The sequence below is a fragment of the Pedobacter sp. MR2016-24 genome, from assembly GCF_026239655.1.
Lineage (GTDB): Bacteria > Bacteroidota > Bacteroidia > Sphingobacteriales > Sphingobacteriaceae > Pedobacter.
In genome coordinates, this window is the sequence record NZ_JAPIVO010000007.1 from 152,070 (window position 1) to 163,986 (window position 11,917).

At 41.3% G+C, this 11,917-nt stretch carries 10 protein-coding genes; all 10 read right to left on the minus strand.

Translation table 11 applies throughout. The features are described 5' to 3' along the window. Position 1 precedes the first annotated feature (1 nt). Positions 2-1,228 (minus strand): aminotransferase class V-fold PLP-dependent enzyme, encoded by a 1,227-nt coding sequence (locus OQX62_RS19165; RefSeq protein WP_265833240.1) that lies wholly within the window; start codon positions 1,226-1,228, stop codon positions 2-4. Positions 1,229-1,239: 11 nt separating this feature from the next. Continuing rightward, positions 1,240-2,565 (minus strand): Fe-S cluster assembly protein SufD, encoded by a 1,326-nt coding sequence (gene sufD, locus OQX62_RS19170; RefSeq protein ID WP_265833241.1) that lies wholly within the window; start codon positions 2,563-2,565, stop codon positions 1,240-1,242. A 5-nt stretch (positions 2,566-2,570) separates the two neighbouring features. Continuing rightward, entirely contained in the window at positions 2,571-3,338 is a 768-nt protein-coding gene (gene sufC / locus OQX62_RS19175) for a Fe-S cluster assembly ATPase SufC (RefSeq protein ID WP_265833242.1), read from the minus strand. Between the two features lie 26 nt (positions 3,339-3,364). Beyond that, the gene (gene sufB / locus OQX62_RS19180) at positions 3,365-4,810 is read right to left on the minus strand and encodes a Fe-S cluster assembly protein SufB (RefSeq protein ID WP_265833243.1); all 1,446 of its coding nucleotides are present in this window, start codon (positions 4,808-4,810) and stop codon (positions 3,365-3,367) included. A gap of 257 nt (positions 4,811-5,067) precedes the next feature. After that, entirely contained in the window at positions 5,068-5,898 is an 831-nt protein-coding gene (locus OQX62_RS19185) for a hypothetical protein (RefSeq protein WP_265833244.1), read from the minus strand. Positions 5,899-5,938: 40 nt separating this feature from the next. Further along, positions 5,939-6,667, minus strand: coding sequence for a (Fe-S)-binding protein (locus OQX62_RS19190; protein ID WP_265833245.1), 729 nt, complete (start codon positions 6,665-6,667; stop codon positions 5,939-5,941). 36 nt (positions 6,668-6,703) lie between these two features. Next, positions 6,704-8,026, minus strand: a complete 1,323-nt coding sequence (locus OQX62_RS19195) for an MFS transporter (protein WP_265833246.1) — start codon at positions 8,024-8,026, stop codon at positions 6,704-6,706. A gap of 38 nt (positions 8,027-8,064) precedes the next feature. After that, entirely contained in the window at positions 8,065-8,778 is a 714-nt protein-coding gene (locus OQX62_RS19200; RefSeq protein WP_265833247.1) for a head GIN domain-containing protein, read from the minus strand. A gap of 17 nt (positions 8,779-8,795) precedes the next feature. After that, positions 8,796-10,688 (minus strand): RecQ family ATP-dependent DNA helicase, encoded by a 1,893-nt coding sequence (locus OQX62_RS19205; RefSeq protein WP_265833248.1) that lies wholly within the window; start codon positions 10,686-10,688, stop codon positions 8,796-8,798. Further along, on the minus strand, positions 10,685-11,875 hold the full coding sequence (locus tag OQX62_RS19210; RefSeq protein WP_265833249.1) for an NAD(P)/FAD-dependent oxidoreductase: 1,191 nt from the start codon (positions 11,873-11,875) through the stop codon (positions 10,685-10,687). The genes OQX62_RS19205 and OQX62_RS19210 overlap by 4 nt, the downstream gene beginning before the upstream one ends. Between the last annotated feature and the right edge of the window lie 42 nt (positions 11,876-11,917).

Genomic DNA, 11,917 nt, shown 5'->3' on the forward strand with positions numbered 1-11,917 from the left:
ATTAAATAAGTATGGCAGCTGCCCTTTTAATACCTGCTACTAACAGATCAATCTCTTCTTTGGTATTATAGAAAGCGAAAGAAGCGCGGCACGTTCCCGGAATCCCGAAGAAATGCATTACAGGCTCAGTACAATGGTGCCCTGTACGTATCGCTATCCCCTGTTTATCCAGCAGTTCTCCCAGATCATAAGGATGTATACCCTCCAGCAGGAAGGAAATCACACCCGAACGTTCTTCAGCATTCCCAATAAACTGTATACCCTCTATTTCCGCCAGTTTTTCCAAACCATAACTCAGCAGCTCATGTTCTGCAATCTGGATGGCATCCAGGCCTATACTGTTTACATAATCAATTGCTGCGCCCAGTCCGATTGCACCAGATACATCAGGTGTACCCGCTTCAAATTTGTAGGGCAGTTCATTGTAAATTGTTTTCTCGAAAGTAACAGTTTTGATCATGTCGCCCCCACCCTGATAAGGCGGCATAGCATTCAGCCATTTTTCCTTGCCATATAAAACACCAATCCCCATAGGGCCGTAGATTTTATGACCAGAAAAAGCAATGAAATCAACATCAAGCGCCTGTACATCCACAGGGATATGCTGGATAGCCTGTGCGGCATCAATCATTACAGGAATATTTTTCCCGTGCGCCTGTCTGATGACCTCTTTAACAGGATTGATGGTGCCAAGTGAATTTGATACATAAGTAAAAGAAACAAGCTTTACTTTGTCATCCAGCAGAGATGGAAGCAAATCCAGTTGCAGCACACCGTTTTTATCCATTGGAATTACTTTCAGCGTAGCTCCCCGCTCTTCACAAATCATTTGCCATGGAACAATGTTGGAATGGTGTTCCATTGCAGAAATAAGGATACTGTCTCCGGCATTCAGGTATTTCCTGCCAAAAGATGATGCAACCAGATTGATGGCATCAGTAGTACCTTTGGTAAAAATAACTTCGTAACTATGGGCAGCATTGATATAAGCAGCTACTTTCTTGCGTGATTCTTCATAAGCGGAAGTTGCCTTCTGACTTAATAAGTGAACTCCACGGTGCACATTACTATTATATTCGGTATAATATTCCTCCACCGCAGCTAAAACTGACAATGGTTTTTGCGTAGTTGCACCGTTGTCAAGGTAAACCAGGTTTTTTCCATAAACTTTTGTGTCCAGCAATGGAAAATCTGCTCTTACTTTTGCAATATCTAATAAACTGCCCATATCTCTATATTTTAAGCAATGGAAATAAATGAGTTTTCCATTTTGCTGTAAATCAAATTCTGTACATATTGTTTCAATGCTTCATTACTGATTTTTTCAGTTACATCGAACATAAATGCTTCTACTAATAATTTTCTCGAAGAAGCTTCACTAATTCCTCTTGAGCGTAAATAGAATAAAGATTCAGGATCAAACTGGCCTACAGTACAACCATGGCTACATTTCACATCATCTGCAAATATTTCCAACTGTGGCTTAGCAAATACCTGAGCTTTATCACTCAGCAATAAATTGTTGTTTTGCTGGAAGGCATTTGTTTTCTGCGCAGCGCGCTCCACGAAAACCTTACCATTAAATACGGCTTTACCATTATTTAGCAATACTCCTTTATATACCTCGTTGCTCTCACAATGCGGGAATTTATGGTGTATAGCAGTATGATTATCCGTTAATTGATGATCACCAACCAGATACAATCCCATCAGGTGTGTTTCAGTAGCCGTCCCGTTAAGCACTACATGCAGGTTATTACGGATCAGTTCCGCTCCCGGAAGGCAGAAAGTAAAGTTATCATACCTGCTGTTTTGCGACTGAAAAATCTGATTGTAGCTTAACAATCTTTCAGAAGTCTCATTGTTCTGTATTTTGTACTGAACCAGTTGTGCATTTTCTTTCACAACCATTGTAGAGACACTATTAACGAATAAGTGATTCGCCTCATGCAATACAACCGATGTTTCTATCAGTTCTGCATTTGCAAACTCGTTTACAATAACCAGGTTACGTGGCTGGAAAATAGCATGATCATCAGCCGTAAAAATGCTGATTACCTGTACCGGTTTATCCAAAACAACACCCTTTTTCACTTCGAAAAAGTAGCCATCCTTAAACATTGCGGTGTTAAGGGCAAGCATAGCATTTTTGTCAGATTCGCCAAGGGTTACATATTCGTTATAAATTGCAGTGCCTGTGATCTTATCCAGTGCATCAACAGTAACCTGGCCAGCATCAGGAAGTACAGAAAGTCCTGCCTGAATTTTACCGTTCAATAATACCAGTGTATAAGCATCAAGATCGGGTATCAGCGCATTTTGCACTGCTTCACGCAAGTGATCTTCCGTAAGCTCAGTTTGCTGGAAACCATAATCCTGAGTAAGGAAAGGGGTAAGATTAGTAAACTTCCACTCCTCATCTCTTTGTGTAGGAAAACCTTTTGATTTGAACAATTCAAAAGCATCTTTTCTTAACGCTGATAAATCACCGTTTACATAATTTCCGGAGCCTTCAAATTCCGAAACCAGTTTCTGGTACAATGGCGATGTAAGTTGATTTAACATACCCATTATCCTTTAATTGATTCACTGTTATGAATTTCTTTTAACCAGTCGTATCCTTTTTCTTCCAGTTCCAGCGCTAGTTCTTTGGTTCCTGAACGGACAATCTGACCATTATACAATACATGCACGAAATCAGGCACGATATATTCCAGTAAACGCTGATAGTGCGTAATCAGCACAAATGCATTATCCGGAGAACGTAATTTGTTGATACCATTGGAAACGATACGTAAAGCGTCAATATCAAGACCAGAATCAGTTTCGTCAAGGATAGATACTTTAGGATCAAGCATTGCCAACTGGAATACTTCATTCCTTTTTTTCTCTCCTCCAGAAAAACCCTGATTTAATGAGCGGTTAGCTAATTTAGCTTCAAACTCTACCAGTTCCTGTTTTTCTTTGGTCATTTTCAAAAATTCCTTTGCCGTAAGCGCAGGTAAATTACGATGCGTTCTGATTTCACTTAAAGCAGTTCTCAAAAAGTTGATGTTAGATACACCAGGAATTTCCACAGGATACTGAAAAGCAAGAAACACACCTTCTCTTGCGCGTTCTTCAGGTTTCATATCCAATAAGTTTTTGCCATCCAGCCAAACTTCTCCTTCTGTTACTTCATAATTCTCACGGCCTGCTAAAACAGATGCCAATGAGCTTTTACCAGATCCGTTAGGACCCATGATGGCGTGAACTTCGCCAGCATTTACTTCTAAATTTATACCTTTTAATATTTCTTTTCCTTCAATATTAGCATGAAGATTTCTTATTGATAACATATTATATTTTCTGGTTATTTTATGATTTATCCTACACTACCTTCTAGCGTAAGAGAAAGTAACTTTTGCGCTTCAACAGCAAATTCCATTGGTAACTGGTTCAGAACATCCTTAGCATATCCATTCACAATCAGCGCAATAGCCTGCTCGGAATCAATACCACGCTGATTCAGATAAAATACCTGATCCTCTCCAATCTTCGACGTTGTGGCCTCATGCTCAATTGTAGCTGAGTTATTTTTAGACTCTATATAAGGGAAAGTATGTGCCCCGCACTGATCACCGATCAGCAATGAATCACACTGTGTAAAGTTACGTGCATTCTTAGCCTTGGCTCCCATTTGTACTAAACCACGGTAACTGTTCTGACCTTCGCCGGCAGAAATACCTTTGGAAATAATCCGGCTTTTGGTATTTGCGCCAATATGGTGCATTTTAGTACCTGTATCAGCAATCTGCTTGTTGTTGGTTACCGCTACAGAGTAAAATTCTCCGGCAGAACGATCTCCCTGCAATAAAATACTAGGGTATTTCCAGGTAATCGCAGAACCAGTCTCCACCTGTGTCCATGAAAGCTTGGAGTTTTCACCGCGGCATGCACCACGTTTAGTTACAAAATTGAAGATACCACCCTTACCGTCTTTATCGCCCGGATACCAGTTCTGAACTGTAGAATATTTAATTTCAGCATCTTTCATCACAATGAGCTCTACTACAGCTGCGTGTAATTGATTCTCATCACGCATAGGCGCAGTACAGCCTTCCAGGTAACTTACATAACTACCTTCATCAGCAATAATCAGTGTACGTTCAAACTGACCGGTATTTTCTGCATTGATCCTGAAATAAGTTGATAATTCCATCGGGCAACGTACACCTTTAGGGATATAAACAAAAGATCCGTCAGAGAATACGGCGGTATTTAAAGAAGCAAAAACGTTGTCTGTATGCGGTACCACAGAACCAAGATATTTCTGAACCAGTTCAGGATGTTCCCTTACTGCCTCGCTCATAGAGCAAAATATGATTCCCAGTTCGTTTAAATGCTTTTTGTAAGTAGTCGTAACAGATACACTATCAAATACGACATCCATGGCCACACCTGCCAGCTGCTTTTGCTCTGACATGGGAATACCCAGTTTTTCAAAAGTACGCAGCAATTCAGGGTCTACCTCATCCAGTGAAGCATACTTAGCCTGCTGTTTTGGTGCTGCATAATACGATATAGTTTGAAAGTCGATCTCAGGCATTTTGAAGTTCTGCCATTCGGGCATTTCCTGTTTCATAAAGGCATGATAACCTTTCATCCTCCAGTCAAGCAGCCATTGTGGCTCGTCTTTCTTTGCAGATATAAACCGGACAGTGTCTTCATTAAGCCCGATTTCTGAAATATCCATATCAATATCTGTAACAAAGCCAAACTCGTATTCGCGGTTTGCCAGTTGTTCCAGCATTTCATCATCTTTTTCCATCTTTGTTCAATTTATGAAATTATTCTTCGGGGCGACAAACGCCTGTAAGAATAAGCCTGGTACAAAGATAAGCAACAACGGCAATAAACATAGTGATTACTTTGTTTATTGCCGTCGTATTACAAAAAAAAGGGAATTGTGTTATTTGTATTTTCGTTTGAAGCCGATTTATGTCCGGTGCTGCTCTTCTTTTGCAATGAAAATCAGCCACCTGCGCGCTTTTCAAATTAAGATCAAGGACCCTGACCTAAAATATTTTAATTGATCGTCATGGTTCTCACCTGACCACGAGTCCTGTTACCCCGCATTTTCATGCGTTGTTCCATTTTAATTCTATAGGCTTCTGCTGTAATAGGTGTGCCTTTTTTTGGCAGGTTAACATCTCTTGAACTCACATTACGGTATTCTATGCTCTTCGCAATTATGCTGGTACCTTTTCCTTCAATTGCCAGTACCGTTCCTGCTGTCCATAACGAGGGTACAGGAGAGAAATCAAAACCCAGCTGATCGGTATACCAGACGCTGCTCTGATCGGTAATCTCCTTCTCTTCATCCTTGATCCTGCGTTTGCTGGTGACTTTTATAATGACTTTTTTGCACTCCAGACCAATGATCTTTTTTGTCTCATCAGTTTTAATATATTCCACTACCGGCGGAGTCTGCGGATTCATCAATCCATTAACAGCCGCTTCCCCAAGTTTACTTTGTAAAAAATAAGTCGTATCGTTCAGGTCGAAAACTTCAGTCAGCTGATGATCAGCAAAATTATAATAGTAATCTTTATTTCCGCCGCCAAAACCACCGAAGCGCATTCCACCTCCATTACCGCCACCTTCGTTACTATCTTCTATGTCCTCTACACGCATGTAACTGGCATTTGTTAAGTTGAACAGCAATTCAAAACTGGTAGCTGAACTTTTCGGCATTCTCGCAATGATATCATCACTTAATTTGATTCCGTTAGCTGCAGCCATTGCTGCCGGATCAAAATTACTTTGAAACTGAATAGCGCCAGATTTTTTAGGTTGTGCAATACCATGCACTGAAGCAACAGCTAAAGCAAAAAAAGAAATCAATAAGGTCTTCATTGGTCAATAATTGTATTTAGTACTTAAAAATAAAAAAACATCAATAATCCAGCCAGCCATTGGAAAGTACATCAGCCAGGTGCATTGTTTTGATAGAAAGTTTGTTTTTGTCTATATATCCCTGTAAATGCATCAGGCAGGAAAGATCGGTAGAAATGATATAATCAGCATCCTGATCAAGCGCATGGTTCACCTTCTGCTCGGCCATCGCAGATGAAATCGCGTCAAATTTCACTGCAAAAGTTCCCCCGAATCCGCAGCACATATCGGTGTCCTTCATCTCCAGCATTTCCAGTCCATGTACTTTAGACAAAAGCTGACGCGGCTCCTCTTTGATTTTACACTCCCTGAGTCCACTGCATGAATCATGATAAACCGCCTTTCCTTCCAGTTCTGCACCAAAATAGTCCCTTTTTAGAACATTGATGAGAAAATCAGAAAGTTCGAATATATTAGATTGGATGGTACGGCATTTATTATGTACCGTTGTATTGGTGAACAGATCATTAAAGCCATTTTTCACCATGCCCACACAGGAGGCAGAAGGTGCAACAATATAGTTCGCTTCAGAAAAATCACTCAGAAATTTGGTACCTGTATCTTTAGCCTGTTCCCAGTAGCCGGCATTATAGGCAGGCTGACCGCAGCAGGTCTGGTTAGGATTATATATGATCTCACATCCCGCTTTCTCTAAAAGCTTTATTGTATTGAATGCTGTATCAGGATATAGCTGGTCTACAAAGCAGGGAATAAATAATTCTATCTTCATTAATGTATCTGATTCTTCGTGTATATAAATTGTTTTTTACTCCGCTCCGGCCTGTACAGACTTCGGCTCAACGCGCTTAAGCGAAAACAAAAAGATCAGCCCAAGCACGAAAAAGGCAGCAAGCACAATCAATGAGTTCCGCATACTGCCGGTAAACTCCTCAATATATCCAAAGCTGAACATTCCGATAACCAGGGCAACTTTCTCCGTAACATCATAAAAGCTGAAAAACGAAGTATGATCCGGACTCTCCTGCGGTAAAAACTTTGAATAGGTAGATCGGGAAAGTGATTGTATTCCTCCCATGATCAATCCAACAGTTGCTGCTAAAAAGTAAAACTGTAATTCAGTATACACAAAGTATGCCGCAATACAGGCAAGTACCCAGATGAGTACAACGCCGATTAAAACACGTACGTTACCGAAATGTTTCCTGGATAACCAGGACATCAGCATGGCACCCGGAATAGCCACAATCTGCAATAACAATATAGTAGCAATCAGTTTAGATGTAGGCAGATGCAGAATCTTTTCTCCGAAGATGGTGGCGACCAGCATCACGGTCTGCACGCCCATAGAATAAAAGAAAAAAGCCATCAGAAATCTTTTCAGGTAAGGCATATTTTTTACCTGCTGCCAAACCTTGTTCAGTTCTTTAAATCCTTCGGTGAGTACATTGGTATTCACTTTAGGTTGTGCCGCAACACCTTTAGGGAGGTATTTAAAGGGAATCTGTGCAAAAGCAATCCACCATACGCCAACCAGCAGAAAAGACAGCCTGGAAGCCTGTCCCTCCCCTGAAAGTCCGAAAACATGCGGAAAGAATACAAATACAAAACAGATCAGCTGCAGGATAATACTCCCGATATAACCATAGGTATAACCTTTGGCACTCACACGGTCCTGCTGGTCCAGCGTCGCGATTTCCGGCAAATATGAATTATAGAAAACCAGACTTCCCCAGAACCCTATAGCCGCCAGCACAAATAAGAAGATACTAAGCTGCAATGTTTCGATTTCAAAAAAGTAAAGTCCGCAGCAGGAAAGCGCTCCCAGATAAGTAAACAACTGCATGAATACTTTTTTGTTTCCCCTGCTGTCAGCAATAGAGGATAACACGGGAGAAAGCAGGGCGATCACCAGAAAGGCAAAAGCCAATGCATAATTGTACAGGGCAGAATTGATGAATTTTCTGCCCAGGAATGTCACATAATCTATGGTATTGTCATCTTTATCAGCGGTGATAACAGCATAGTAAGTGGGGAATATTGTTGAAGTAATGACCAGATTATAAGCCGAATTTGCCCAGTCGAAGAATGCCCAAGAGCGGATAATCTTTTTGTCGTTTTTCTGTTCCATGTCTTGAATGAGGAAACGAAAGTAAGAAAAAAAGCGGTCTAATTTACCTTCTCCAGTTTTGCTATACCAGTTTTCTTTTCGTCAACTTTCTTAGGGTTCCCTTTATAGAAGATTTCTGTAGCACCGCTGGTTTTAACTTTAAGCTCATTTAACACATTTATTCTGGACTTACCAGCTCCTTCGATATCAATATCGTAAATGCCGGTTACAAAATCAAATGCATTCAGATTGATAGAACCTTTGCTGTTCAGGTCATAACTACCCGACTGTCCTATCAAATTGATATTTGTAGAACCATCATTATCCAGCGTAAGTTTGCCTGCATTCAGGTCGAGGTTAACCACTGTGGCACCCGACAATTTCAGGGTAATATCATTCAGATTTATTTTTGAAGAGGAATAAATCTTAACCGCCTCAGAGGCAGTGATCTTGCGAAGATCGCCTATACTGGCAGTTACCATGACAGAATCTTTACCGCAGTATTTCGACGGGTCGAGTTTTACCGATAATTCATGTCCGCTTACCTCCGTTTTAACCAGGTCTATCACACTCGAATCGGCAGCCACATTCAGTTTGAACGAGCTATCCTGACGAAGAATCAGTTTAATAGGGCCGCTGACCTTAATTTCATCATAGGGTTTTACCACCTGATCCCTTGTGGTGTGGATCCCAAGATCTTCCACGCATTTAGACTGGCATGCAGCAAACACCAACGGGGCTGCAAAAACATAGAGGGCAAATTTCTTTATCATATTAGATCAACATATAATCAAAGATAATAGTTTTTACCATCAGTTTTAATTTTCCCTGCATCCAGCAATTCCCTGATCTGGTTGAGTTTCTCATTATCGCTCCCGGTTTTAATCGCAGTCACCAGTTCGTCCAGCGCATGAGGCCCCGTTTGTAAAAGTGTGGCAATTTCAAAATCTATCTTATCATTCAGTTCGGCAAGGTCTTCATTTTTCTTTTCTGCCAGACAGATATCACAAACCCCGCATTTATCCGCATTGGGTTCATCAAAATAAGCCAGTAACTGGATACTGCGACATAAAGGTGTTTCTGCATATGCCAATACCGCATTGATCTGTTCCAGCTGGATCTTTTTTCTTAATTCAATGTATTTCACATCAATATCAAAGTGCTGTAAGTCAACCCTCGCACGTATAAATTGCAGCTGGGGCTGATCTGTTTGCTGCAGATAAGATAACAAGCCCATCTCCTGCAGATTCGTTAACATCCGCACCACATCATTATATGAGATACTCAATCTTTTCGCAATATCGCTCTCAACAATATTCGCGTAATGGTCGAACATACCGCCATAAGACCTTAATATGGTTTTAATCAGGGGATCGTAACCCGCATTCTCGATCTGGAAACGATATACATCCTCATTTCCGGCAGTAAACATTACTCTCGACGGCAGGAATATGTTTTCAGATAGTGTGATATATTCATCATGTTCCAGAAATTTCAACGCAGCAATCGTCTTGATGACGCCCAGTTTAAAACGCTTGCAGAAATCGGCCAGGTCAAAATTAAAGTTAAGTCCTTCCCCTGCCCCGTATGCCAGCTGAAAATAACTGCCCAGGTAATGGTATGTTTTTTTGATTTCTTCCACAGCCGGGAAACTGTCTGTGTATTTTGCCCGCAAAGCCAGCTGATCTGATTGATTCGCCAGTAAAACAGCGAACGCACGATGTTCATCCCTTCCCCCCCGGCCTGCTTCCTGGTAATAGGCTTCCAGACTTTCCGGTAAATCCAGGTGAACAACAAAACGCACATCAGGTTTATCGATTCCCATTCCAAAAGCATTGGTCGCAACCATCACCCGGATTTGATTACGTTTCCACTCCTCCTGTTTTCTGGAACGTTCATCACGTTCAAGACCTGCGTGATAGAAGTCGGCAGCAATCCCATTTCGCTGCAGAAAGAGGGCAACCTCACTTGCTTCTCTTCTGTTACGCACATAAACCAATCCGCTCCCGCGTACATTGGTCACTATATCCATCAGTTTTTTATACTTATCATCAAGATCAAACACCACGTAACTCAGGTTTTTACGAGAAAAACTCTGTACAAAGACCTTTGGATTTTTAAATGCCAGCTTTTCTACAATGTCCTCCCGCACAAAAGCGGTGGCAGTCGCGGTCAGCGCAATAACCGGAACCTCCGGAAGGATTTCCCGCAGCTCACTGATTTTCAGGTAAGGTGGTCTGAAATCGTAACCCCACTGAGAAATACAATGTGCTTCATCAATTGCAATCAGGTTTACATTCATATAAGAGATTCTTACCCTGACTAATTCAGACATTAATCTCTCCGGAGAAATATAAAGGAATTTGATCTTTCCATAAATACAGTTATCCAGCAGAATGTCTATTTCCCTTTTGCCCATACCGGCATAAATGGCCACCGCATTGATCCCTTTACTCTTTAAATTCTCTACCTGATCTTTCATCAGGGCAACTAATGGCGATACAACAATACATATTCCCTCCTTCACCAATGCCGGGATCTGGAAACACAGCGATTTCCCTCCACCCGTCGGCAATAGCGCAAGGGTATCCTGTCCACTTAAAACAGACTGGATAATTTCTTCCTGCAAAGGCCTGAAAGAATTAAATCCCCAATAGTGTTTCAACACCTCAATTTCGTTCATATTCCCTGCGCAATTACAAAACCAGAGGCCCAGGCCCATTGGAAATTATAGCCCCCAAGCCATCCCGTTACGTCCACACATTCCCCTCCAAAATAAACTCCGGGCAGCTTTTTACATTCCAGCGTTTTTGAAGAGAGTTCATTGGTATCTATACCACCACGCATTACCTCAGCTTTGTCATAACCCTTATCGCCAGCCGGTTTAACCTTAAACAAATGAATATACTGGTGGATACTTTCCAGTTCTGCTTTATTTAAGTCGGCAACCGTTTTATCCATAGGCATGAACTTGCGCATGGCATCGGTAAATTTCTTCGTATATAATCTGTTGAACAGCGATGACAATACCATTTTACCATTATGCTGGCGTTCCTCCGCTATGAGTTGAGTAATATCCTGATGGGGCAGCAGGTCAATATTGATACTTTCTCCCGGCCTCCAGTAAGAAGATAGCTGTAATATAGCCGGACCGCTTAATCCCCAATGAGTAAAAAGCAGGTTTTCTTCAAATGAGATCCTTTCATTACTGACTTCCACAAATACGGCGTTACCAGATAAGGCAGCATACCAGTCCTCATCCTTGCCAGTAATGGTTAAAGGAACAAGCGCCGGTGCAGTTTCAATAATTTTAAGATCATGTTTTCTGGCGAAACGCAATGCGAAGTCTGTTGCCCCCATCTTTGGAATAGGTAAACCACCCGTTGCGATTACCAGTTTTGGTGCAGTTAACTGCACAGTCTTACCATTTTTTATATAGCTGACCAGGCATGAATCATTTTGTAAAACAATGTCCGTCACCTCTGCATCACACCTTATTTCCTGTCCGAAGTCAGCACAAATGCTGGTAAATACTTCTACAATTGCTCTGGCATCTTTGTCTTCAGGAAAGAGCTGTCCTAAAGTTTTTTCCCTGCCATTTATCCCATACGTTTCAAAAAAACTGATAGTATCCTCTACAGTCCACTGTGTAAATGCAGATTTAATAAAATGTCTATTCGTAGAAATGAACTGTTCGTCAGTCGCCCCAAGGTTGGTATAATTACATCTTCCCCCACCGGAAATCAATATTTTAGCTCCCGCTTTATTCCCCTTTTCCAGCAATATCACCTTCTTTCCCAGGTATCCAGCCTGCACTGCACACATCAACCCACAAGCCCCTGCCCCAATTATTATAGCATCTGCATCCATCAAATCCGTTTATATTGTTATTTTTGTGCAAAATAAGCAATA